The following is a 23,701-nucleotide window of genomic DNA, read 5'->3' on the forward strand; positions in this document are numbered from 1 at the left end:
GTATATCCTGTAATAGGGGTTATTGTCAATTGATGCTAGTGAGAGCTAAGATTTCCGTAGCCAGCTGCACATTTGTGCAACTCTTTTGTCTGACATCATTGACTAAACTGTTTCTTTCATTTCACTTTCATAGGCAATCTTATCTTGGATTTTGAAGAATGGGAAATAAACAATAGTTGAGACAGCTAAAATAATGATTTGAACAACTGCACCTTGCCAACCACCCACCATAAAACCAGAAATGATTGCTGGGGTAGACCATGGTAGGGTCACACCTGAAAATGGTTGCATAAAGCCTATTGAGATTGCACCGTAGACAATGAAAGCCGCTAAAATCGGTACCAGGACAAATGGTAAGAACATAACAGGATTCATCACAATTGGGAAACCAAAGACGACTGGTTCATTAACGTTAAAGAGTGCAGGAAAGGCCGCTACCTTACCAAGAGCCTTATATTGTTTTGATTTTGCGGCAAATAGCATTGCAAAAACAATACCAAAGGTAATACCTGAACCTGACATGATCAAGAAACTATCCAAGAATTGTTGGGTCACTATGTGGGCGCCATTTTCCAGAGACAATTTATCTGCTGCTAAAAGGGCCTTATTGGCATCGAGGTTTGACAATAGTAAAGCAGTAACGACACCATTGACAACTGACTGACCATGTACACCAAACCACCAGAGGAAGGAAATGAAGAAAGCAATTCCAATCGCACCTGGTAATGAACCAGTCAAACCTTGTAGTGGCACTTGAATCACGTCGTAAATCATTTCAATGAATGTACCACCGTTTGTAGCCATCTTGGAAACAATATAGACAATCATAGATAGCAAAAAGATGACAAAAGCTGGAATCATAGCTTCAAACTGCTTGGCAATAGCTTGCGGTACTTGTTCAGGCATCTTGATAACAATATGACGCTGAATAAAAGTCGTATAGATAGCGCCCACTACCAAACCAATAATAATCGCACCGATAATTCCTTGACCACCAAACCATACTTTTGCGATGGCATCACCGATTGGTTCTCCATCAACTGGAATATAAGATGATTTCAAGAGGATAAAGAATGAAGACAAGGACAGTACACCCGCAGGGAGAGGCTCAACTCCACTATTTTTGGCGTAAGAATAGCCGATCGCAAAACAAGAAATCAAGCCCATAATTGCAAAGGTTCCGCTATAGACTTGCATAAACGGTTCAGTCCATTTCGCTCCAAATATAGAAGCTATTGCAGCATTTAAGCCTTCAAAGGGCAATTGCCCCAAAATTAAGAAAATACTACCAACTACTGTTAAAGGCAAGATAGCCAACATACCATCTTTTAGAGCGATGATCCCTTTCATATTCACAAATTTCATGATTGGGACAATAATTTTTTGTGTATCAATTTTGGACATGACCATACTCCTTTATGAAACCATGCTGAGTGCCAATTGAAGAACTTTTTTCCCGTCCAACATCCCGTAGTCTGCCATTGGAATCACGGCAATAGGGACTTGCTTTTCATCACAGAGCGCTTTTGACTTATCAAGCGTATATGCTACTTGTGGTCCCAGTAAAGCTACATCAATTTCGTCAAGGTAATCTGCAATTTTCCCTTGAGAATGCGCGTCGATTTCTACTTCGACACCTGCGTCTGCTGCTGCAATCTTCATGTTGTTTACCAACATGCCTGTAGAAAAACCAGCGGCACAAAATAGAGCGATTTTAACCATTTCGGTTTCCTCCTAAATATAATTTTTTTGTTTTAGCCAACTTTTTTAAGTTCTTTCCGCAAATCAATGATTTCTTTAATCAAATTGATTTCTGTAATAGAAGTCATCAAATGATCTTGCGAATGGACAAATAGTGCTGTAATATCAGATTTTGCTCCCCCAGCTTCCTGTGCTAAGAATTTTGTCTGCATATTGTGAGCTTCTAATAATGCTGCATCTGCCAATTCTAATTCCTCTTCTGCTCGCTCTTCTTCACCTGCTTTGACAAGCGACAAAGCTTGGTAGGCGTGACTTTTCGCATCTCCAGCATAAATAATCAATCCCATGATCAATTGATCTGCAATAATCATTTCCATTTCTTTTTCCTCCAATTTGTTTTGTTTGTAAGTCATTATATTTCTTTCGTAAGTAAATCATATCATTTTCTCTTTATAGCGTAAATATATTTATAGAACATTTTCTGTTTTAATTTATTTTTGCACTTTTGTGCATATTTGAGGATAAAAAAATACTTCAACCACCTTTAAGCGATTGAAGCATTCTCTTGCTAATTTGTATGGACGTGCTCATCATTATCCAGTTCTAAAACTTTTACGATGGTTCGTTCATCTGTTACCAGATGATGAATGTAGCCAGCTCGCAATACAGCTAAAATGGCTTGGGCCTTTTCCTCCCCATATGCAAGAGCTATGGTATCGGGAACTTCTTTTAAATCATCTAAAGAGATGGCAATGGTCCTCTTTTGCAGATCCTCAGCGACAGCTTGACCGTATTGATTCAGACCACGACAGCAGGTTTCACCGACTGCACCTTCATCTGACAAGGCTTTAAAATCATCTGTCGTCAACATATCTAACCATTGACGATTTTTTTCATCGACTCGGCCGCCAATACCGATTGCTGCTACATCTAAGTCCTTCCAGTCAGCACGTAGCTCCTCGAAATATTTAGAAGAAAGAATACCTTGAGCGAGTTCTTGATTCTCCTGGATAATCGTCGCATTGATAAAACTACATTCTCCACGAAATTTATTGGCCATATCGTAAATCAGAGTATTCACATGATAACGTGCGTGGATATGACTTGGACCGCCAGCTATTGGAACAAATTTGACACCTTTCATACGATGATTCCCTATCTTATCTACAATAAGACTAAGGCTTCTCCCCCATGAAAAACCAACTTTCTTTCCATCATCAATTAGATTGGTAAGCATATCGGCTGCAGCCTGTGCCAGACGATTTTCTAAATCAAGCTGGTCCTCATCGGTGCTGTTTTCAACCAGTTCTAAACCTTTTAATCCATATTTTTCTTGAACATATTTTTCAAGTCGGTATAGGCGCCTATCAAAATCTTGAATTTCTATTTTTACAATGCCTTCTGACTTAGCCTTGGTCAACATTCTACTGACTGTCGTTCTATAAATTCCTGTCTCAGCAGCAATTTCAGCTTGGCTTTTTCCCTCTTCGTAATAAAGATAGGCTATTTTTGCCAACTGCCTTCTTTTTTCTTGCTTCATACTGCCCCCAACCTAAACTAGCCTTACTGTGACTCTAGCATTTTCTAATTCTTTGACAAGATCTTCAGAAATCGACGTATCTGTAATGACCTGAGCAACTTGACTTAAACCAAATCTGCGTACTGTCCCTCGCTTTGTAAATTTACTAGAATCTGTTAGCACAATCATATTTTCAGCAACGTCAGACATGTACTGTACTACTTCGCTTCGCATCAAGTTTTTACCTGTAAAACCATGCTCACTATCATAGCCGTCAGTTCCTACAAAAGCCTTATCAACATGGAAAAACTGAATCATTTTATGCAAGAGCGGTCCAACTGTTACTTGGGAATCTTTTTGAAACTCACCACCCAATAAAATAATCTGACAGCTATCATATTGTCGCACATAATTGGCTATAAAATAAGAATTTGTTATGATGGTCACATTTCTCTTGGTTTTGCAAATTTCTTCTGCCAAGAGAGCACAAGTTGACCCAGACTCTATCATAATCGTTTCATTGTCTGCAATAAGATTTACTGCTTCTTTTGCAATTCGTTTTTTTACGTCATAGCGAAAGGACATCCGAATATTAAGGTCATCGCCACTATTTAAAACAGCATAGCCGTGTTCTCTACGTAATAAACCTTTTGATTCTAACTTATCCAAATCTTTACGGATGGTTACCTTAGAAACGTCCAGTTGCTCCGCCAAACTATTGACATCTATTTTTTCATGTTGTGACACCAGTTGTATAATTTTATCTAATCGTTCCATTTCATCACCTCATCATTATTCTATCAAATTTTGACTCTTTTTCAACTATTTGCAACCTTTCAACTTACGTTCGTAATTGTAAAACTTTCTTTTGTGTGATAAAATCAAATTAATCGAAAAGGAGAAAGAGCATGAATACACGAAAAGGCATTATTTTTTACATTCAACATTTTTCACTCCATGACGGTCCTGGTATACGTACAACGGTTTTCTTGAAAGGCTGCCCCCTACGTTGTCCTTGGTGTGCAAATCCAGAATCTCAAAAACGAAAACCTGAACCCATGCTTGATGCTGTTAGTAAAAAAATGACCATCATGGGAGAAGAAAAATCTGTTGATGACATCATATCCGAAGTCATGAAAGATATTGATTTTTATGAAGAATCTGGTGGTGGGCTCACGCTGTCTGGCGGAGAAATTTTTGCCCAATATGAGTTTGCGAAAGCTATTCTTATGGAGGCAAAAAAACACGGCCTTCATACCGCTATTGAAACCACCGCTTTCGTAGAACACCGCAAATTTGTTGACCTTATCCAATACGTTGACTTTATCTATACTGATTTAAAACATTACAATACAATTTCTCATAGAAAAGTCACCGGCGTCAACAATAACCTCATCATACAAAATATCCAATACGCCTTTTCCATCGGAAAAGAAATCGTCCTACGTATCCCTGTTATCCCTGACTTTAATAATTCCCTTGAAGATGCTGAACAATTCGCCTGTCTCTTTAATCAACTCAAGATTGACAAAGTTCAACTACTCCCCTTCCATCAATTTGGAGAAAATAAGTATAAGCTTCTCAATCGAACCTATGCTATGACCGATGTCAAGGCTCTCCATCCAGAAGATTTAAAAGACTATCAAGCAATCTTCATCAAACATAATATCAACTGCTATTTCTAACTTTGAGAAATACAAAAACTTCCTCGGCTGAGCCAATAGCATTCCTATAGAAATACATACTAATATGCAAAAAAAAAGCCCACCATAAAGGTGGGCCAGGGCATCGTTTCCGATGAGAATAGAAGGTTCACACAACTATTCAAGGTCCGCTCCTGCGTTTCAATTAAATGAAGACCTCCCTAGCGTCGAAGGGAGTGGGAAAGAACTCAACCAGTCAACCAAGAGTTCGTCAACAATTCATCATTTCTGGTTGTTGACCTGAAACAGTCTCTTCCCAGACTGTTTCACTCCCACCCCCGCACAGCTCAAACTGTCTGGGAGACAGTTTGAGGTTGGAGATGAAGCGAACTTTGTTCGCAACAGTCGTAATGGTCAGATTTGGAGTGCAAAACACGAACAAATCTGCCAATCAACCACTGCGCTGAGATGTTGACACGAACTCTTAGGAGCATGCTGAACCTTAATCACCACCCACTACTCGGCTCATCGCATGAATCTATTCTACCATAATCTCAAGGATTTGCAAGCCTGATTACTCCATTCGTTCTTGAATGGTTACTTGTACTCTATCACCAGCCTGTTTTCCAATAGTCGCTCGAATAGCCTTTTGAACACCAATAAAGTAACAGATATTGCCTGCTTCATCCTTTACTCCCATATTGACAATGGAGCCATCATAGGGATGACCATCAAATCTGGCATGTACCTTTACCCTCCCCTTGCCAAACTCTTCTCGTATATCATAGGGAAAGATGACATAGGCTCCACCCTTGTCTGATACCGGATGGATACGGGCTTCAAATTCATAGACTTTAGACATGGCTCCTCCTAGATATACTTACTAGCCTCACGGATGGACAAGCCTGCCATTTGAGAACAATATTTGTCAAGGAAAGTCCGCACCCAGTCAGGATTGGTCTTAGAATAATCCCGCAAACTCCAGCCGATTGCCTTATTGATAAAAAATTCAGTCTGATTGAGATTATTGATCAGGATTTGTTCCAACAGTTCCGTATCCGTCTTTTCTTTTTGCAATAACTGGTGGTCAATGGCAATCCGTCTCAACCAGAAATCATCATCCAGACTCCATTCCAAGATTGTCTGCTTGGCCTCTGGATTGTCCAACACAATCTTACCGACTAACTTATCCAAGCCATCAATACTATCCCACCAAGACTTGGTCTGAGCTAGCTCTTTCAAACGAGGTAAATCAGCTAAAACCAAGTCTTTTTTCTTGGTGACCAGGTAATCAATGGCGATATACTGATACTCACGGTAGGGCTTAGACCAGCAAGCCTCAACAAATTCCCAGTCAATTCCATGAGCCTTAGATTCTTTGAAAAATTGCCTAGCAACTTTTCGGCGATCAGGTGTCCGAACACCTAGAAAGTCAAAGTGATTCTTCATATAGGCTTTCATGGGTTGAGCTTGACTGGCATCCGCCACAGCCAACAAGCGTTTTTCTAATTCTTCAATCTTCATTTTGCTTACCTACAAGAGATTTTTGAAGCCAAACAATATCATGCCATGTATCAAATTTATAACCAACTTTTTTGAAATGAGCTACCTGTTCATAGCCCCTCTTCTCATGGAGTGCTATAGAGGCTGGGTTTGGTAGGGCAATGCAGGCTAAGAAATTTTTAAAACCACGCGCGGTCAGTTCCCTTTCCAAAGCATTGTAGAGAAGAGTTCCAATTCCTTTTCCACGTGCTTCTTGATTGATATAGACAGATAATTCCACCGTCCAATCGTAAGCCGCACGGGCATAGTAGGTTGAAGCGTAGGCATAACCAACAAGAGCTCCCTCTTCAACTGCGACCAGATAGGGAAACTTCTCCAAGGTCTTTTCAATTCGACTTGCAAAGGCTTCGACAGTCGGCACTTCTGTTTCAAAGGTAATAGCGGTCTTTTCTACATAAGGAGCATAAATTGCCACAAGGTCTGCAGCATCCTCTATCCTTGCGGAACGAATTTCTATCATCTAGTTCTCCAATAATTCTCTATCATAAATGGTATAGTCACAACGATAGATAATCAACCGTTTACCGTCAATCAAGAGTTCAGAAGTCTTAGGTGCATCAGATGCATAAAGAGATACTTTATCACCTACATAAGTAGCAAGCGGTGTTCCGTTTTGCGAACGAATCAAAACCACCTTTGCCTTACCTGTAAAATCATTTTTGAGACTAGATACCATACGGTTAACAAGCGGAATTGCACGATCGTAATTTGCAATATCTACTGTAGTCTGATACTTCGCATACAAGTCTTCCAAACCTTCTTCTGCTGCAATCAAAGATGAGCCTACGTGGTCAATTTCGTAATTGCCAAGTGTCACCTTTAAGACCGACGAATCCACATTGGAATAGCCTTCGGCATCCACCGAGTCAAATTCCTGATTCCGCGAAATCGATAGGGACTTACCAAACATTTCATCTATCAATTGAGAATTTTCATCGTATGTCCGTACCGTCATCTCCAAACCAATCCATTCTTCTTTGGTATTTTTCCACCAGTTAGAAATTGACTGACAGGCAGACAAACTAACAAGGCTCAAACCAAGAACAACAGATAACATGATTTTCTTTTGCAATTTCATATAATAGTCCTCCAACATATTTTACTTATTATATCATGGAATACAAAAACCGAGAAAAAATAGATAGACCTGAGATAATAAAAAGATGGCTATGATAAACTATAGCACGGTAGGTATAGGTGACATCTACTAAATTAATATAAAGGAAGTCATTTTTATGAAACAATTCTGTGCTAAACACAAAATGAAGCTACTTATTTTTTTAGCCGTTTGGAGTTTTTTCTCTGGCTGTAAAGTTCTTCTTACCTTTTTTGGGAAACCGGATGGAATGGACGGAAAATATCCTCTCTTCTTTCTAACTATTTCCTTAGTTGCACTTTATGTCCTCCCTATGATTCTTATCATTCGTTATGTAGCGAAACGTTTTGATATTTCTAAAAAAGTTATCCATCTCAGTTGGATTTTGGGTATAACAGCTAGTTTTTACTTCTCTGGTATTGGTCAAACACTTTTAGGAGCTTTTTGGTTATTCATCGTCAAACCACCTCAAACATTTATCCAAAACTGGGGAGCAGCTGTCACCGCCCCCTTCCACGAAGAATTTGGGAAGGGTCTAGTTGTACTACTCGTACTCCTATTGCTCAAAAAACTTACTCTAAAAAATGCCGTAGTCAGCGGTATGATTGTAGGTTTAAGTTTCCAAATTATTGAAGACGGTCTCTATGTCTTCCAACAAATCTTTAAATCTAAAGCAGATGGCTTTGCCACTCTTATCGAACGTATGCTTCACGCTGGTGGAACTCACTGGGCCTTCTCCCTTGCATTCGCAGTCGGTTTGGTCGCTCTCGTCTCAAAAAATAGTGGCATGTCTAAAAAACAAGGACTTTTCTGGATGCTGATGGCTGTCTTAGCACACTTTTTCTTGAATACTCCATTCAATGAAGGACTAATATCTGACTCTGGTGAAATAACCGTTCTCATGCTCTGCTTTAGTTTCTGCGTGGCACTTGCTGCATTTTTCAAAGTAGACCAAATTGAAACGACTCAGCACCACCAGTAACACATACTAAAACAAGCCTGCATTGACAGGCTTTTATTATGTTACAAACCAAGTATTCGAAATGGTTGTTGATTCATCAATATCTATTATCAATCTTTATCCCATTCCAATCTGTCCAAGAAATCGCAGATAATTATAAAAAGAGGCTAGCGCCACTTCTTAGAGTTCGTGTCAACATCTCAGCGCAGTGGTTGATTGGCGGATTTATTCGTGTTTTACACTCCAAATCCAACCTAATCAACTGTGCGGGGGTGGGAAGACGAACTCTTTTTAGACCACTCGAGTTCTTTCCCACTCCCCACGGTTCATCAATGAAAAATTGTCTCTTGATGAAAAATAGTCACTCGATAATCTTGACACTAGTCTAGGAAACGAAGCCGCAGATTATACTTGAGTATATCAAGGCAAGTTGACGCCGATTAGTGTTAATTTTCGATGAGTGAAAAGACATCATTCAAATTCTCAGCCATAGTCGGATGGGTGAAAATCTGTGTTTTGAAGTAGGTATAAGGACTCTTATTGTCAATCGCCATAGCAATCAAGTTAATCAGCTCCTCTGAATTGCGACCAAAGAGAGTCTTGGTTGGAATACAGCCGATATTGATACAAGTCCCGCTAAACATAGCAGGATTTCCCTCCACCAAGGCAACCTTTTTCCAGCTGCTGGCAGCTTACCTGCTAAGGTCTTTCCATCCAAAACCAATGACCAATAAATCATATTGTTCCATAACATACTCCTTTTATTTTTTAAACCTTAGTCTAGCAAAAAAGAAAATTTGAGACACAATTCCGCTACGACTCTATTATGGAGTCCAAGTTGCAGGAAAAACATTACAATAACTGATAAGGTTTAGATAAAAAATAGATGAATTATAGACAAAATGCACCCACATTTGATACAATGTATCTATACACTAGTTTATTAATACAGAAAGGTAAAACTATGAAAGAAAAATTTCAAACGTGTAGAACCTATATTCCAATCATCTTAGCAACGATTGGATTTGTCAACGGTTGCAAAATTATCTTCGGAGAATTCGGTAAGCCAAATGGCATGGAAGCTAAATATCCTCTCTTTTTCCTAACCATTTCCTTGGTCGCTATCTACCTCATTCCCCTACTAGTACTGACATATTACTTAGCTAAACGCTATAACATCTCAAAACAAGTTATAGGTCTTAGCTGGCTTTTAGGCTTAACAAGTAGCATCTCTTTTTCTGAACAGGGGCATACAGCTATCGGATATTTCCTGCTCGAAATTGTTAAAGCTAGTAATAATTTCCTAAATGACTGGGGCGCAGCTATTTCAGGTCCATTGGCAGAAGAAATCGGTAAAGGGCTAACTGTTCTACTTGTACTGCTTATTTGTAGAAAAATGACACTAAAAAATGCATTGGTAAGCGGAGTGATTGTTGGATTAGGTTTCCAAATCGTGGAAGACATCACCTTTGTTTTTAGAGACATGTTCATGAATAAGTTAGACGGCTTTGAAACCATTCTTGAACGCGTTGGTCAAGCTGGTTGGGCCCATTGGGTTTTCACGCTTCTCTTTGCTATTGGTTTAGTAGCCCTTCTCACGAAAAATACAGGCATATCAAAAGCACAGGGAGTATTTTGGATTGGTGCAAGCTTTGGAATCCATTTCCTCTTTAATTCACCATTCAACACTGGTATCTTCCAGACGGTATTTCCTATGTTGAGTATTTTCCTTGGCTTACTTGCCTATCAAACGGTTGAGAAACTATCTGAATAGACAAAAAATCCGCCTTTGAGCGGATTTTTTATATTCATTCTTGTTAGAACAAGCCGATAGCCGTCCCGTCTGCTGCCACATCCATGTTGAGAGCTGCGGGGGCTTTTGGCAAACCGGGCATGGTCATGACATCTCCAGTCAAGGCAACGATAAAGCCTGCACCTAATTTTGGCACAAATTCACGGACTGTAATGTCAAATCCTGTTGGTGCACCAAGGGCAAACTGATCATCTGAGAAGCTGTATTGGGTCTTGGCCATGCAGACTGGCAACTTATCCCAGCCATTCTTAGCAAATTCAGCCAGCTGGTTACGAGCCTTCTTCTCAAAGACAACGCCTGTACCACCGTAGATTTGCTTAACAATCTTGGTCACTTTCTCTTCCAAACTATCCTCAGCCTTGTAAAGACGTTGGTAGTTTGCAGCTTGGTTATCAATAGTAGCAACAACTGTCTCAGCCAGTTCAACACCACCATCAGCGCCATTTGCCCAAACACTTGCCAACTCGACAGGTACGCCAATTTCAGCACAAAGTTCTTTCAAAGCTGCAATTTCATCAGCTGTATCTGAGACGAATTCGTTGATAGCAACCACCGCTGGAATACCGTACTTCTGGATATTTTCAACGTGACGCTTCAAGTTAGAAAAACCAGCTTTGACTGCCTCTACATTTTCAACAGAAAGTTCTGTCTTAGCTACACCACCGTGCATTTTTAGCGCACGCAAAGTCGCTACAATCACTACAGCATCAGGAGCCTTAGGCAAGTTCGGCACCTTAATGTCAAGGAACTTCTCTGCTCCAAGGTCAGCCCCGAAGCCTGCTTCTGTGACGGTATAGTCAGCCAATCGCAGAGCGGTTGTTGTTGCCAGGACTGAGTTGCAGCCGTGGGCAATGTTAGCAAATGGACCACCATGGACAAAGGCTGGCGTGCCATAGATGGTTTGGACAAGGTTTGGTTTAATAGCGTCCTTCAAAATAAGGGTCAAAGCACCCTCCACCGCCAAATCACGCACGTAGACAGGACTGCGATCGAAACGATAACCGATAACAATATTTGCCAAACGTTCTTTCAAGTCATCGATGTCCGTCGCCAAGCACAAAATCGCCATGATTTCAGAAGCTACGGTAATATCGAATCCATCTTCACGAGGAATACCATTGAGCGGACCACCCAAGCCAACTGTTACTTTACGAAGGGCACGATCGTTGAGGTCCACAACACGTTTCCAGATAATACGACGTTGATCAATCCCAATCACATTCCCCTGATGGATATGGTTATCAATCAAGGCTGAAAGGGCGTTGTTTGCTGTGGTAATGGCATGCATGTCGCCTGTAAAATGCAAATTGATGTCTTCCATTGGCAAAACCTGAGCATAGCCACCACCTGCTGCTCCACCTTTGATTCCCATGACAGGTCCCAAAGAAGGCTCACGGAGGGCAATCATGGTTTTCTTGCTAATTTTAGACAGGGCATCCGCCAGACCAATGGTCACCGTTGACTTGCCTTCACCAGCAGGCGTTGGATTGATAGCCGTCACCAAAATCAGCTTGCCAAGTGGATTTCCCTTGACCGCATTGATTTTATCAAAAGACAATTTTGCCTTGTATTTTCCGTATAGCTCAATATCATCAAAACTGATACCAACTTTTTCAACGATCTCTGTGATAGGCTTCAAGGTTATACTTTGTGCAATGTCAATATCTGTTTTCATGAGACTACCTAATTTCCTTATTTTTTATGGATATTATACCATACTTCAACTTATTTTCGCATATTTTTTATTATTTATTCACCAACGTACGGAATTTTCAGAAAAACTACAGGTTCTCTTACTTAAATAGATACAAATTTTTAAAAACTGTATTCTCATCATATCATAGCTCTACACTTCCGTCTAAGGCTGGTCCTTATATTTTTTATTAGTGTTATCATTTTCCAGTGTCACAGATTTATTAGCAAATGAGTTAGTGCAAACTTTACGAAAAATAGAAATTCTAGTAAAATATGAACATGAAACTATTGATTACATCAGGCGGAACAAGCGAAGCTATCGATCAAGTCCGCGCTATTACAAACCATGCTTCTGGAAATCTTGGAAAAATCATTGCCGAACAAGCCTTGAAACGTGGTCATGAAGTTACTCTTGTGACTACAAGACAGGCTGTTAAACCAAATTCTCAGAAGAATTTAACCATTATCGAAATCACAAATGTTGATAGTTTGAAAGAAACATTAGAACCTTTAGTCAAAACACATCAGGCCCTGATTCATAGCATGGCTGTATCCGATTATACACCTGTTTATATGACTGGTTTAGATGAACTAAGAGCAACTGAAGACATCTCTAATCTACTAAAAAAACAGAATACAGAAAGTAAGATTTCATCCAAGGATGACTACCAAGTTCTTTTCTTGAAAAAAACTCCCAAGGTCATTTCCTATGTAAAAAAATGGAATCCAGCTATCACACTCTTTGGCTTCAAACTATTGGTTAATGTTCCAAAGGAGGAATTATTTGCCGTAGCTCGCCAAAGCATTGAACGAAATGGCGCTGATTATATACTTGCTAATGACTTGAAGGATATTGGAGAAAATCAACACATTGCCTATTTAGTTGATAAAACAAGGGAAATTCAAGCACTGACAAAAGATGAAATTGCTCAGCTCATTTTAAATACCCTAGAAAAAGGAGAACAAAATGGCTAATATCACACTTGCCGTTACTGGCTCTATTTCAGCCTATAAAGCAGCTGACCTAACCAGTCAATTGACCAAGCTCGGTCATCAGGTTACAGTCCTCATGAGTCGCTCTGCTATGGACTTCATCACACCTTTGACTCTCCAATCCTTGTCAAAAAATCTGGTTCACACAGATGTCATGATTGAAGAAAATCCTACTCTTATCAAGCATATCGATATTGCCAAAGAAACAGACTTATTTTTACTTGCCCCTGCTTCTGCCAATACGATAGCTAAATTAGCTAATGGTATGGCTGACAACATTATTACTGCAACAGCTCTGGCTCTGCCAATTGGTACTAAAAAACTGCTGGCACCTGCTATGAATACTAACATGTACCTCAATCCTGCTACCCAGAAAAACCTTCAAACCCTGACAGAATACGGCTTTGAGGAAATCAAACCACGTGAAGCCCTCCTTGCCTGTGGCGATTTTGGAACAGGTGCCCTTGCTGAAGTTGATGTGATTCTTAACAAAGTAATGGAGGTTCTAAATGAAAACAAATAAATCCAGGGATATTGCGACTCTTGCAATATTTCTAACAATCATGATTGTCATTGAAGTGGTCAGTCAGATGATTTTTGCTAATTTTATCTTGCCAATAAAACCGACTATTACCCATATTCCCATCATCATCGCTTCCATTCTTTACGGTCCACGCTTAGGGGCACAACTGGGTGGTTTTATGGGAATAATGAGTATCATTCGGAATAGTATCATCATTTCACCGATGAGTTATGTTTTCTCTCCTTTCGTAGAACATGGAAACTTCAATTCTATCCTGATTGCCTTAGTTCCACGTATTTTAATCGGAGTTACACCATATTTTGTTTATAAATTGATGAAAAACAAAAAGGGGCTCCTACTAGCAGGTCTTACTGGTACCTTGACAAATACAATTTTTGTCTTGACTGGTATCTTCTTCCTATTTTCTAATGTATATGCTGGGGATATAAAATTGTTACTAGCTAGTATCGTCTCATTCAATTCTATTGCAGAATTAACCATCTCCGGTCTCTTAACCATAGCTATCGTTCCAGTTTTACAGAAAGTTCAAAAATAAATATCAGAAAATCATGTGAAAGCGTGATTTTTCTTTTCAAACATGGTATAATGAAAGCGTTTAATAGAAAAATTTTTAAGGAGATATGCGATGACTTATCAAGAAACCTATCAAACATGGCTCGACTTTGCGGACCTTCCAGATTACTTACGTGAAGAATTAGTCGCAATGGATGAAAAAACAAAAGAAGATGCCTTCTATACAAATCTTGAATTTGGTACAGCTGGTATGCGTGGCTATATTGGCGCTGGTACCAACCGCATCAACGTATTCGTAGTCCGTCAAGCTACAGAAGGTTTGGCAAAATTGGTAGAATCAAAAGGTGAAGAAGCTAAAAAACGTGGAGTTGCCATCGCTTACGACTCACGTCACTTCTCTCCAGAATTTGCCTTTGAATCGGCTCAAGTTTTGGCTGCACATGGCATCAAATCTTATGTATTTGAAAGCCTTCGTCCAACTCCTGAGTTGTCATTCGCTGTGCGCCATTACAATGCCATCGCAGGTATCATGGTGACTGCCAGCCACAACCCGAAAGAATTTAACGGCTACAAGGTTTACGGTGAAGACGGCGGACAAATGCCACCAGCTGATGCAGATGCATTGACCAACTTCATCCGTGCCATCGACAATCCATTTACAGTTGAATTGGCTGACCTTGAAGCAAGTAAGGAAAATGGCTTGATTACAGTTCTTGGCGAAGAAACTGACGTTAAATATCTTGAAGAACTCAAAGACCTCAACATCAACCCTGAATTGATTGCTGAATACGGTAAAGACATGAAGATTGTCTACACACCACTTCATGGTACGGGTGAAATGTTGGCTCGTCGTGCCCTTGCACAGGCTGGTTTTGAGTCTGTCCAAGTTGTTGAAGCACAAGCAACTGCTGACCCTGACTTCTCTACTGTCGCTTCACCAAACCCAGAAAGCCAAGCTGCTTTTGCCCTTGCGGAAGAATTGGGCCGTGAAGTCGGTGCAGATGTCCTTCTTGCAACTGACCCAGACGCTGACCGTGTTGGTGTTGAAGTTCGTCAAGCTGACGGTTCATACTGGAACCTTTCTGGTAACCAAATCGGCGCTATCATTGCTAAGTACATCCTTGAAGCCCACAAGCAAGCAGGTACACTTCCAGCAAATGCTGCCCTTGCTAAGTCAATCGTATCCACTGAGTTGGTAACTAAGATTGCTGAAAGCTACGGCGCTACCATGTTCAACGTCTTAACAGGTTTCAAATTCATTGCCGAAAAAATTCAAGAATTTGAAGAAAAACACAACTACACTTACATGTTTGGTTTTGAAGAAAGCTTTGGTTACCTTATCAAGCCATTTGTACGTGATAAAGACGCTATCCAAGCCGTTTTAATCGTTGCTGAGATTGCTGCCTACTACCGTTCACATGGTATGACCTTGGCTGACGGTATCGATGAAATCTTCAAAGAATACGGCTACTTTGCTGAGAAAACAATCTCTGTTACCCTTTCTGGTAAAGACGGTGCGGAGCAAATCAAGGCAATCATGGCTAAATTCCGCGATAACTCACCAGCTCAATTCAACGCAACGGACATCGCAGTCTTTGAAGACTTTGCCCTTCAAACTAAGACAGACAAAGATGGAAACGTTGAAAAACTCACTACTCCTCCATCAGATGTCTTGAAATACACCTTGGCAGATGATTCTTGGTTCGCAGTTCGTCCTTCAGGAACAGAACCGAAAATCAAATTCTACATCGCAACAGTTGGTGAAACACTTGCCGAAGCGGAAGAAAAAATCGCTAATATCGAAAAAGAAATCAACGATTTTGTTGGTTAAGAATTAGAAAGTACAAGCCGTTTCCTCCAGCGACGTCTAAAGACATTCGCTGAACTTCGTTCAAGTTAGTGCTATAATTACTTGACTAAAGCCCGTAACAACGGGCTTTTATCTTGCCATGGCTTCAAGCCAGTTTTTTTCTACGAGAAAAACCAGAAGCGAACTCTGTTCGCATCAGTCGTAGAGGTTAGATTTGGAGTGTAAAACACGAATTGCTGAGATTTGCCTTGCAAATCCTATCTCCAACCTTTAACCTCGCTTTTCCCTTTCTAGGCTCGGGCTGAAACAGTTCTCCGAACTGTTTCACTCCACTGGACTGTTAAACCCAATCATCTACTGCGCTGAGATATTGACACGGACTCTGAGATACTCAATATACAATTGCTCAAAACTCCTCTCCAAATCAGCAATCATCACTTGTTGAAAATCCAAACAAAGCCTTGACTATGACGACAATGCCCAGCAGATAACAAATCGTAAATATAAAAAACAGAAATGCACCCATAAATATTCTCATTCAGTGGCGAGAAGGATTACTCAGCAACCTATCCTCTCACGATTTCTAATAATTTTTCATAGGAATCAACCACATCATAAATCCTATCATCTGCAATCAATCCTTTTTCCTTCAAGGCTTTAAAGTGGGCCTTAGCACACTCAATCTTAGCCAACTCTGCCCCCTTCAATTGCAAGGTTGACATAGAACCCTTGGTTTCAGCTACGAAGTAGACATGCTTGACCGAACCATCTCGGAAGGCAATAGCCCAGTCTGGATTGTAATCACCCAGCGGCGTAGAAATCTTAAACTTGCTAGGCAATTTGGCATAGACCATGACATCGTCAAATCGCTCCAAGTCCTCTTTGAACTTCCTCTCCGTTCCAGAATCAACCTTCACATAATTATAAACGCCCTTCTCAGACTTGAGCATATTGGCATCTGACACCTTACCACTCAAAGGATTGTCCGTAAAAATGGAACTATCAAAAGTTTCCTCTAGGATATTGTAGCGGATATGCTCAATCACCTGACTCGCCTTTTGCTCATTGATGAGTCTGCTAGCTTGTTGAATAAATGCCTCAGGGTTATAGGCAAACACGTCAAACTTGCTTGGTGAGATCTGTTTCAAGATATTGGCAACTGTTTTCCGCTTCAACTCCGTGCGACTGGCGATTTCTCCTAGCAAATCATAGCGGAGTTGAATAGATGACTTGTCTAACTCAGCCTGTCGCTTGCCGTCCTTATTGACCTTGAAATCCAAACCTTGTTCAGCCTTCATTTCTCTTGCTTCTGCCTCTGTAATCATATAGCTTGGCTTTTTAACAAAGAGGGCTTCATTTAGAGCCTTAACGGACTTTTCAATCAACTCCTCATCATCAAACTCCACATAGTAGGTGGACTTGTGATGAATACTTTCCCACAAACGCTTAAACTCTTGGCGATTGTAGTTATCAGGGTTGATTTCTCTGGCAAAAACCACTTCCGAATCATTTTCACGTTCAATCTTGTAACGATTGGCATCATAAATCGTTTCTAGAATATCTTTTACAGCCACTTCATAACCTGCCAGATTTTCAGATAGAGTAAACTGACTTGTTTCCTTTTGTTCAAAATAGGTAGCGGTCAGATTCCCCTTGCTGTCAATATAATCTTGCTTAATCAACTGGTATTCAATCTCTTTTGCAATTTCTTGAGTGACAGCTAGTTTTTGACCAGCTTCATTTTCCAAGATCTTATCGACAAAAAGGTCCACTTCCACTTTGCTTGGTCGGTCAGCCAAGATTTCCTTGAGTTCCCTTTGCAAGTTCTTGGCAAAATCTTCATAGCTTTCATTGGCGATGACGGTCAACTTGTTAATATTATGAACATCAGCTCCTAAAAGCTCCTCATCCTGACGAACACCTTTTTGGTCAACAGCAAGGCGCATCCCACGACCAATCTTTTGCCGTTTTTCCGTTTCTGTACCAGTATTTTTCAAGGTACAAATTTGGAAAACATTGGGATTGTCCCAACCTTCTTTGAGGGCTGAGTGGGAGAAGACAAAGCGAACAGGTTCCTCAAAAGAAAGCAGACGCTCCTTGTCTTTCATTATCAAATCATAGGCATCCTTATCGTTGGACTGGTTATTTTTCTTCTCTGTAGCAGACTTATAGTCCACAAACTTGGCCTTATCCGATTTTTTTACCTTATCAACGGAGAAATAACCTGCGTGAACAGAATTGCCTTCTTGGTGCTTGTTGAGATAATGCCAATAATTTGTACCATGAAGATTTGGATCAGCCAACAAAGCCTTGATCTGTGCTTCGTATTCTTCTTCAAAAATCTGGGCATAGGTTCCATTGTAGGCTTCATTTTGCTCATCATAGCACTTATATTTGGTAACTTCATCGATGAAGAAAAGAGACAAGACCTTGATACCTCGTTTGTAAAGGCGTTCTTCTTTTTGCAAGTGACTGGCAATGGTTTCTATTATCTGAATGCGACGAATATCATCCTCATTGGTTTCCCCAATCACTTCACCCACATAGAGTTTGCGATTGGCACCGATTTGAATAGAATTTTCACCTTCACGCGCATCAAAATGGCTCAAAGTCCAACCGTCTTGATAGGCTGGTAGGTTGCCTGACTCTTCAAAGAGGGCAAAATTTTGCTCAACCAATTTGGTCACACGCTTGACATTACCTGACTTGGTCCGCACTTCAAACTCAATCCGAGCCTTAGGAGACCCTGATTTTTGCGGAACTAGTTCTTGCAGATAAAGGTAGCCTTGTGTTCCTGTGGTTGCTGTCTGCTCCACTGTCTTAACGGCAATCTTCTTGACCAACTTTTTATTGTAGGCGTCCAGGGCATCCAGACGATAAATCATATCGTGCTTGTCCTTATGAGTGGCTGAATAGCGGAGAGTAAATAGGGGCTTGAAGTCCTCCAAGCGTTCTTTTGTCTTTTTCCCCTCAACCGACTGAGGCTCATCGATAATCAAAATAGGATTGGTCGCCGCAATGACATCAATCGGCTTTCTCCAGCGGAAACTTTCCTGCTCGGTGTGAATACGACGGGCATCTGCTCCAGTGGCATTAAAGGCTTGCGAATTGATAATCATCACCTGAATGTCCGAGGAGTTTGCAAACTTGTCCAGCTCGCCCAGACGGCTAGAATCATAGACAAAATAGCGTGGCTTCTTGCCATACTCCATCTGGAAATGGTCCGCCATGATTTCAAAGGACTTGAGCACTCCCTCACGAATAGCAATGCTCGGCACCACGATGATAAACTTGAGCCAACCATACTGCTTATTGAGCTCCATCAGGGTACGGATATAGGTGTAGGTCTTCCCTGTCCCCGTCTCCATCTCAATAGTCAAATTGTAAGACGGACGACCATCCACTTTTTGAATAGACAAGTTTTCAGATGGTTTAAGGCCATAGCTGAGCTGCTTAGCTCGAACCTGCTGGCTGACAGTGTCCTGCGAAAGCTGAATGGGAGCATTGCGGAAACCGATAAAATTCATGTCCAGTTCCGCACCCATTCCCTGACCTTTATCCATGTGGTAATCAAAACCGCTATGTTTGCCCTGACCAGCAAAAACATCCACAACAGAGGCCACCGCATCTAACTGAAATTGCTGCTGCTTAAATTGAAGTTTCATCTCCTACACCACCTTCACTTTGGTATTTGGTGCTTCCTCTTTGAAGATTTGGCCTAGGTTGATTTTTGCTGCGGAGTTGGCAAAAGATTCGTCCTTGAAGACAGCACGGAGTGGTTCTTCTTTGGCGATTTGACGGAGGACGCTTTCTGAAATCTCATCTGCAAAGCAAGCAATCAAGGCACCGTCTGCCACATTGTAAACATCTGTATCGTCAATTTGAGTTTTCGTGATTGAAAGCGACAACTCCATACCCCAAGTCAGCATAATTTGGAAGAGTAAGTCAAGATCTGTTCGACCGTCTTTGATGTTGGAAACACTGTCAAATAGGCTTTCTTGGCTAAAGCTATCTGGTGTTTGGCTGACATCTTTGAAGTTGGAAGTGTCCAGCTTGTAAGCTCGAAAGCCAAAGTCTTGCTTGCCAACTGTTTCTGGATGTTCTTCCTGAATCTTTTTAGCAGCCCGACGGATTCGCACACGAGAAATTTGGTCAATGGTTTCATAGCCCGCTTCTTTAGCAGCCGACTTGTCTGCTACATGCTCGTCCAGCGTACAGAGAATATACTTACGATTACCACCGTCTTCAGCGTTCAACTGCATAACGGCATCAGCAGTAGTTGCAGAACCAGCGAAGAAGTCGAGGATTAGCATCTGTTTTCTATTATGAGTCTGTACAATCTGCTTTATTAAATCTGTCGGTTTAGGATAGGAAAATAACTCATCAATTCCTAAATCTTCCAAACGATTCTTTCCCTCTTCTGATAATACTTTTATTATTGAGTATAGCTTAGAAGTTGCTTCTGAAACTGGGGTCAAGCTATATAAAATATGTTTCCCATTTTCTCTTTCTTCTAAAAAGATCTCCCCCGCTGAAAGTCTATTATCAATTTCGTCTTTTATTTTTTGCCCTTTTACTTCTAAAGCATCTTCATAATAAAGTCGTCTTTCTGTTCCTTTTTCATACTTCCCAAATTGTTTTCGATATATGTCATCATTCTTTAGATAATCTATACCATTCTTTGAAATGATTTTTCCCTGAATAACTTTGGGTTTGACTAACGGAGATAGAAATTCTATTCTTCTTGCATAAACATGAATGACGTCATGTCCTTTTACTACAAATTTTGCCTGTCCTCCTCCCTTAGCTCTTTGATGAATAAGAGAGCCGACAAAATTCTCCTCCCCAAATATCTCATCACAGATAGCTTTGAGGTTGGCTTGCTCGTTGTCGTCAATGGAGATAAAGATAACACCACTGTCTTTGAGAAGGTTTCGGGCAAGGACTAGACGGGGATACATCATATTAAGCCAGTCGGAGTGATAGCGGGCGGAGGATTTTTCATTCTTGGTCAAGCCCACTCGTTGCAAACCATCCTCATCTCGCAGGTCCATTTCATCTGCCAGTTCTTCCTCACTCATCTGGAATTTATCCGAGTAGACAAAGTCCTTCCCTGTATTGTAAGGTGGGTCAATGTAAACCATGTCAATCTTGCCCAGATAAGACTCCTGTAAGACCTTGAGGACTTCAAGGTTATCCCCTGTTATAAAGATATTTTCAGACTTGTCAAAATCAACACTTTCCTCAAGATCTGGTCGGAGGGTCTTGTGGGTCGGTTTACCAGCCTCGGCAATCGCTCCACGTTTGCCGACCCAGGTAAACTCATAGGACTCCCGCCCCTCTACAATATCTCTTGAAAGGAATTGTCGTAGCTTTTCAAAGTCAATAGCTGGACGCAACCTGCCATTTTCATCACTACTTTCTGTCAGAACCTCAGGAAAAAGCTGACCAATTTTTGTAATATTGTCTGATAAAACATCTTTTGAAGTTAGGTCTAGCTTTTCAACTTGAGTGTATTCTCCAAGCTTCTGCTCTGCTCTGCTCTGCTCTGCTCATGGTATTCTCCTTTTCTTAGGCTGTCAAGCCGTTTTTGATGATGTAGATAAAAAATTGTCAAACGATTTTAGTTTGTGATATAGTGAGTGTGAAAAAGGGCTTGAGCTCCAACCCAATCCGCCGTGTTCGTTTCCTTCTGTTTTTTGGAGAAACGACCTCAAACAGTCTCCCAGACTGTTTGAGCATTTTAAAGACTGGACGAATGAAGATTACAGTCAACCTGCTAGTTCACTCTGTCAAAGTTTCATAGCAGTTGGCTGTCTTTTATTTTTTACGATTGTTAAAAATAAATGTCAGTAGCACAATTAGTAACGTGCCAAACTGAAACATCAGCCCGAGAGCCTCTGCGGCAGACATTAGTTAGAGTAAAATCAATAGAAATGTTGATTGTCTTTGGTATTAACGTGAGATTTTTGAAACGATATTTTTCAAAAATCGAATTAGTGCAACTTTTAGCCAAAATGACTAGATTTTGGCGTTTTTTTATGAGAAAGTTTTGCTTTCCACCAAAAATAAAGTTGCCACCTCCCAAAATAGATTTCCACCCCGCTTTCGGAACTTTTCTACTGTTCTATTCTACCATATTTTCCACAGATTTTACTGTGGATTTTTTGAACCTGTATTCACTTGTGAAGGACTTTTATCTAAGAGATGGTATATCACCTTTAGTAGTGATTTTCTCCCCCCTCACCCTTCTCTCCATCTCCTCCATATCATAGTCAAATAGGAGGTCATGGCAGTCTGTAAAGAGCTCCAAACGTTTGTCATCATCTAAAACAGCAATATCAACTCCCCGATCATCGTAGCAATGATAGATGATATTGTCCTGACTAGATAGAAAGAGAACTGAACTTGATAGATAGTTAAAACCTCCATGGTCGGCTTTGACAATCTCCCTCAACAAAGCGTTCAGGTCTTGGTCGGTAACTGGGAAAAGATAGCGCTCAAAGACTAGCACATCTCCCGTCCAATCCTCCACTTCTATCAACTCAGGCTCAGGAACCTTGTCGAAGTTAAATTTCGATGAAAAATGCCAGAGGTAGGTGTCTATATCCCTATCTTCCTGTCGAAGGAGCGAAAGGAGCACATAGTCGTATTCTGAACTAGCCTGCTCAAAAAGTTCTACTGCACGTGCATAGGCTCTTTCAAGATAGATTGCTCTTGGTAATTCTTCTACTTCGTCTGCAGGCCCAATTTCAAATCTAAGCGCAAGAGGTGTCCCGTAAAAAAATGGCCCCACTAATTGATTATCTTTCAGTTGGAAGGACTTCAGCCATTGATTCAATTCCATACACTATTCTCCTTATATAGCTTTGTACTATTCTACCATATACTAGGAAATTAGGTCTAGTCTTCTTTGGAAAAATATGGTAGAATAGTGAACTAGTAAAGTATATTATAAAAAGGAGGTCCCATGAAAACCGAATTTATTAATGAGAAAGCTCAATCAGCTTTCAATCTCAACATCCTCACCTCTCCTATTGTAGCTACTATTTTGTTGATAGTGGGAGATTCACTAGGAGCGGTTATTCTTACTCCAGTAACCTTTTTACTCCCAATTAGCGAAACCCTTTCTGTAAGTTTTGAACTGTTCGCCTTCGCTTTTATCAGTCTGATGGTCATTTTATGGGCACGGTATATTGAAAAAAGCCCGTGGGCAGGACTTGGTTTTACCAAAAAAGGGGCGGGAAAAGATTTTCTACTAGGTTGGGGAATCGGAGCTGCAATGCTGACCACTTGCACACTCATCATGTGGGGATTAGGCGCGATTGAATTTACAAGCATCCAGCTCTCTACAAAATTAGTCGGAGAATTTATTATCCTTATCCTTGCCTGGTCTATCCAGGGTACGACAGAAGAAATTCTAACAAGAGGATGGATGTTCTCATCACTTTCAGCTAAACACAATATTCCCATTGGTATCATTGTTTCTTCCCTCTTCTTCACATTTCTCCACCTCGGAAACAATGCTATTTCACTCATTCCAATTTTGGATTTAACCCTATTTGCCGTTCTTGCCTGCCTCATTATGCTCAAAACAGGAAACATTTGGGTGATTGGTGGCTTACACGCTGCGTGGAACTGTTTCCAAGGGAATGTTTTTGCTTTCCCAGTCAGCGGCACCGATGCTGGTCAGGCCTTTGTTCAAATCGGTATCACTGGTCCTGAGTGGCTATCTGGTGGAAAGTTTGGTGTAGAAGGCTCCGTCATCAGCTTGCTTGTCCAAGGAATAATGATTTCCTGGTTGGTTTACGACCTCTATTTCAAGCCCAAAACAAGCTCCCTATAATCAT

Annotated in this window: 22 protein-coding genes and 1 pseudogene; 8 read left to right on the forward strand and 15 right to left on the reverse strand. The window is 40.7% G+C overall.

From position 1 onward, the window contains the following. Positions 1–102: 102 nt before the first annotated feature. The 5 genes from ODU39_RS01400 to ODU39_RS01420 all read right to left on the reverse strand — a co-directional run bounded on the left by ODU39_RS01400 (position 103) and on the right by ODU39_RS01420 (position 3,997). Positions 103–1,404, reverse strand: a complete 1,302-nt coding sequence (locus ODU39_RS01400) for a PTS sugar transporter subunit IIC (protein WP_105201975.1) — start codon at positions 1,402–1,404, stop codon at positions 103–105. Positions 1,405–1,416: 12 nt separating this feature from the next. Next, positions 1,417–1,722 (reverse strand): PTS sugar transporter subunit IIB, encoded by a 306-nt coding sequence (locus ODU39_RS01405; RefSeq protein WP_002935430.1) that lies wholly within the window; start codon positions 1,720–1,722, stop codon positions 1,417–1,419. Between the two features lie 32 nt (positions 1,723–1,754). Further along, the gene (locus ODU39_RS01410; RefSeq protein WP_024376531.1) at positions 1,755–2,078 is read right to left on the reverse strand and encodes a PTS lactose/cellobiose transporter subunit IIA; all 324 of its coding nucleotides are present in this window, start codon (positions 2,076–2,078) and stop codon (positions 1,755–1,757) included. A gap of 191 nt (positions 2,079–2,269) precedes the next feature. Then, the gene (locus ODU39_RS01415) at positions 2,270–3,241 is read right to left on the reverse strand and encodes a sugar-binding domain-containing protein (protein ID WP_172064937.1); all 972 of its coding nucleotides are present in this window, start codon (positions 3,239–3,241) and stop codon (positions 2,270–2,272) included. Positions 3,242–3,253: 12 nt separating this feature from the next. Beyond that, positions 3,254–3,997, reverse strand: coding sequence for a DeoR/GlpR family DNA-binding transcription regulator (locus ODU39_RS01420; protein WP_398579686.1), 744 nt, complete (start codon positions 3,995–3,997; stop codon positions 3,254–3,256). A gap of 131 nt (positions 3,998–4,128) precedes the next feature. Between ODU39_RS01420 and ODU39_RS01425 the strand changes: the two genes are divergently transcribed. Further along, positions 4,129–4,905: a glycyl-radical enzyme activating protein gene (locus ODU39_RS01425; protein ID WP_398579687.1), complete on the forward strand. Its 777-nt coding sequence runs from the start codon at positions 4,129–4,131 to the stop codon at positions 4,903–4,905. Positions 4,906–5,437: 532 nt separating this feature from the next. On the opposite strand, the gene ODU39_RS01430 is transcribed toward ODU39_RS01425, so the two are convergent. From ODU39_RS01430 to ODU39_RS01445, 4 genes are read right to left on the reverse strand one after another with little or no spacing between them, the layout of a single operon-like run. Continuing rightward, positions 5,438–5,725, reverse strand: coding sequence for a DUF1905 domain-containing protein (locus tag ODU39_RS01430; protein WP_398579688.1), 288 nt, complete (start codon positions 5,723–5,725; stop codon positions 5,438–5,440). A gap of 8 nt (positions 5,726–5,733) precedes the next feature. Continuing rightward, positions 5,734–6,387 (reverse strand): DNA alkylation repair protein, encoded by a 654-nt coding sequence (locus ODU39_RS01435; protein ID WP_398579689.1) that lies wholly within the window; start codon positions 6,385–6,387, stop codon positions 5,734–5,736. Further along, on the reverse strand, positions 6,377–6,886 hold the full coding sequence (locus ODU39_RS01440) for a GNAT family N-acetyltransferase (protein ID WP_398579690.1): 510 nt from the start codon (positions 6,884–6,886) through the stop codon (positions 6,377–6,379). The genes ODU39_RS01435 and ODU39_RS01440 overlap by 11 nt, the downstream gene beginning before the upstream one ends. Then, complete coding sequence (locus tag ODU39_RS01445) at positions 6,887–7,504, reverse strand: DUF5052 family protein (RefSeq protein WP_398579691.1); 618 nt, start codon at positions 7,502–7,504, stop codon at positions 6,887–6,889. It abuts the gene before it with no gap. Positions 7,505–7,772: 268 nt separating this feature from the next. Here ODU39_RS01445 and ODU39_RS01450 point away from each other — a divergent pair, with 268 nt between their 5' ends. Then, positions 7,773–8,504 carry a PrsW family glutamic-type intramembrane protease gene (locus tag ODU39_RS01450; protein WP_398579692.1) on the forward strand — a complete coding sequence of 244 codons (732 nt, stop codon included), beginning with the start codon at positions 7,773–7,775 and terminating at the stop codon, positions 8,502–8,504. 425 nt (positions 8,505–8,929) lie between these two features. Here the strand turns inward: ODU39_RS01450 and ODU39_RS01455 are convergent. Then, positions 8,930–9,232, reverse strand: a pseudogene (locus ODU39_RS01455) (hypothetical protein). 215 nt (positions 9,233–9,447) lie between these two features. Between ODU39_RS01455 and ODU39_RS01460 the strand changes: the two are divergent. Then, the gene (locus tag ODU39_RS01460; RefSeq protein ID WP_398579693.1) at positions 9,448–10,257 is read left to right on the forward strand and encodes a PrsW family glutamic-type intramembrane protease; all 810 of its coding nucleotides are present in this window, start codon (positions 9,448–9,450) and stop codon (positions 10,255–10,257) included. A gap of 43 nt (positions 10,258–10,300) precedes the next feature. Here the strand turns inward: ODU39_RS01460 and ODU39_RS01465 are convergent, their stop codons facing one another. Then, entirely contained in the window at positions 10,301–11,971 is a 1,671-nt protein-coding gene (locus tag ODU39_RS01465; protein WP_398579694.1) for a formate--tetrahydrofolate ligase, read from the reverse strand. A 299-nt stretch (positions 11,972–12,270) separates the two neighbouring features. Here ODU39_RS01465 and ODU39_RS01470 point away from each other — a divergent pair, with 299 nt between their 5' ends. The 4 genes from ODU39_RS01470 to ODU39_RS01485 all read left to right on the forward strand — a co-directional run bounded on the left by ODU39_RS01470 (position 12,271) and on the right by ODU39_RS01485 (position 15,872). Further along, positions 12,271–12,966, forward strand: coding sequence for a phosphopantothenate--cysteine ligase (locus ODU39_RS01470; protein WP_172027058.1), 696 nt, complete (start codon positions 12,271–12,273; stop codon positions 12,964–12,966). Next, on the forward strand, positions 12,959–13,507 hold the full coding sequence (gene coaC / locus ODU39_RS01475; protein ID WP_172029993.1) for a phosphopantothenoylcysteine decarboxylase: 549 nt from the start codon (positions 12,959–12,961) through the stop codon (positions 13,505–13,507). The genes ODU39_RS01470 and coaC overlap by 8 nt, the downstream gene beginning before the upstream one ends. Continuing rightward, positions 13,494–14,063 (forward strand): ECF transporter S component, encoded by a 570-nt coding sequence (locus ODU39_RS01480; RefSeq protein WP_024402764.1) that lies wholly within the window; start codon positions 13,494–13,496, stop codon positions 14,061–14,063. The genes coaC and ODU39_RS01480 overlap by 14 nt, the downstream gene beginning before the upstream one ends. Before the next feature lie 90 nt (positions 14,064–14,153). Continuing rightward, entirely contained in the window at positions 14,154–15,872 is a 1,719-nt protein-coding gene (locus tag ODU39_RS01485) for a phospho-sugar mutase (protein WP_398579695.1), read from the forward strand. A 545-nt stretch (positions 15,873–16,417) separates the two neighbouring features. On the opposite strand, the gene ODU39_RS01490 is transcribed toward ODU39_RS01485, so the two are convergent. The 4 genes from ODU39_RS01490 to ODU39_RS01505 form a co-directional block, all read right to left on the reverse strand. Further along, positions 16,418–19,516, reverse strand: coding sequence for a type III restriction-modification system endonuclease (locus ODU39_RS01490; RefSeq protein WP_398579696.1), 3,099 nt, complete (start codon positions 19,514–19,516; stop codon positions 16,418–16,420). Between the two features lie 3 nt (positions 19,517–19,519). Further along, a complete protein-coding gene (locus ODU39_RS01495; protein WP_238141350.1) occupies positions 19,520–21,250 on the reverse strand; it encodes a site-specific DNA-methyltransferase in 1,731 nt (576 codons plus the stop codon). Positions 21,251–21,671: 421 nt separating this feature from the next. Then, complete coding sequence (locus tag ODU39_RS01500; protein WP_222132918.1) at positions 21,672–21,764, reverse strand: putative holin-like toxin; 93 nt, start codon at positions 21,762–21,764, stop codon at positions 21,672–21,674. A 283-nt stretch (positions 21,765–22,047) separates the two neighbouring features. Next, positions 22,048–22,698 (reverse strand): DUF3885 domain-containing protein, encoded by a 651-nt coding sequence (locus tag ODU39_RS01505; RefSeq protein WP_398579697.1) that lies wholly within the window; start codon positions 22,696–22,698, stop codon positions 22,048–22,050. Between the two features lie 123 nt (positions 22,699–22,821). On the opposite strand from ODU39_RS01505, the gene ODU39_RS01510 reads away from it, so the two are divergent. Beyond that, positions 22,822–23,697 carry a lysostaphin resistance A-like protein gene (locus ODU39_RS01510; protein ID WP_398579698.1) on the forward strand — a complete coding sequence of 292 codons (876 nt, stop codon included), beginning with the start codon at positions 22,822–22,824 and terminating at the stop codon, positions 23,695–23,697. Positions 23,698–23,701 lie beyond the last annotated feature (4 nt).

Origin of the sequence: Streptococcus sp. 2021WUSS126 (assembly GCF_044427255.1) — a bacterium.
Taxonomy (GTDB): Bacteria; Bacillota; Bacilli; order Lactobacillales; family Streptococcaceae; genus Streptococcus; species Streptococcus hashimotonensis.

Coding starts and splice junctions, on each gene's coding strand:
- ODU39_RS01400 (WP_105201975.1), bottom strand. CDS start 1,404: ATGTCCAAAATTGATACACAAAAAATTATTGTCCCAATCATGAAATTT.
- ODU39_RS01405 (WP_002935430.1), bottom strand. CDS start 1,722: ATGGTTAAAATCGCTCTATTTTGTGCCGCTGGTTTTTCTACAGGCATG.
- ODU39_RS01410 (WP_024376531.1), bottom strand. CDS start 2,078: ATGGAAATGATTATTGCAGATCAATTGATCATGGGATTGATTATTTAT.
- ODU39_RS01415 (WP_172064937.1), bottom strand. CDS start 3,241: ATGAAGCAAGAAAAAAGAAGGCAGTTGGCAAAAATAGCCTATCTTTAT.
- ODU39_RS01420 (WP_398579686.1), bottom strand. CDS start 3,997: ATGGAACGATTAGATAAAATTATACAACTGGTGTCACAACATGAAAAA.
- ODU39_RS01425 (WP_398579687.1), top strand. CDS start 4,129: ATGAATACACGAAAAGGCATTATTTTTTACATTCAACATTTTTCACTC.
- ODU39_RS01430 (WP_398579688.1), bottom strand. CDS start 5,725: ATGTCTAAAGTCTATGAATTTGAAGCCCGTATCCATCCGGTATCAGAC.
- ODU39_RS01435 (WP_398579689.1), bottom strand. CDS start 6,387: ATGAAGATTGAAGAATTAGAAAAACGCTTGTTGGCTGTGGCGGATGCC.
- ODU39_RS01440 (WP_398579690.1), bottom strand. CDS start 6,886: ATGATAGAAATTCGTTCCGCAAGGATAGAGGATGCTGCAGACCTTGTG.
- ODU39_RS01445 (WP_398579691.1), bottom strand. CDS start 7,504: ATGAAATTGCAAAAGAAAATCATGTTATCTGTTGTTCTTGGTTTGAGC.
- ODU39_RS01450 (WP_398579692.1), top strand. CDS start 7,773: ATGGACGGAAAATATCCTCTCTTCTTTCTAACTATTTCCTTAGTTGCA.
- ODU39_RS01460 (WP_398579693.1), top strand. CDS start 9,448: ATGAAAGAAAAATTTCAAACGTGTAGAACCTATATTCCAATCATCTTA.
- ODU39_RS01465 (WP_398579694.1), bottom strand. CDS start 11,971: ATGAAAACAGATATTGACATTGCACAAAGTATAACCTTGAAGCCTATC.
- ODU39_RS01470 (WP_172027058.1), top strand. CDS start 12,271: ATGAAACTATTGATTACATCAGGCGGAACAAGCGAAGCTATCGATCAA.
- coaC (WP_172029993.1), top strand. CDS start 12,959: ATGGCTAATATCACACTTGCCGTTACTGGCTCTATTTCAGCCTATAAA.
- ODU39_RS01480 (WP_024402764.1), top strand. CDS start 13,494: ATGAAAACAAATAAATCCAGGGATATTGCGACTCTTGCAATATTTCTA.
- ODU39_RS01485 (WP_398579695.1), top strand. CDS start 14,154: ATGACTTATCAAGAAACCTATCAAACATGGCTCGACTTTGCGGACCTT.
- ODU39_RS01490 (WP_398579696.1), bottom strand. CDS start 19,516: ATGAAACTTCAATTTAAGCAGCAGCAATTTCAGTTAGATGCGGTGGCC.
- ODU39_RS01500 (WP_222132918.1), bottom strand. CDS start 21,764: ATGTCTGCCGCAGAGGCTCTCGGGCTGATGTTTCAGTTTGGCACGTTA.
- ODU39_RS01505 (WP_398579697.1), bottom strand. CDS start 22,698: ATGGAATTGAATCAATGGCTGAAGTCCTTCCAACTGAAAGATAATCAA.
- ODU39_RS01510 (WP_398579698.1), top strand. CDS start 22,822: ATGAAAACCGAATTTATTAATGAGAAAGCTCAATCAGCTTTCAATCTC.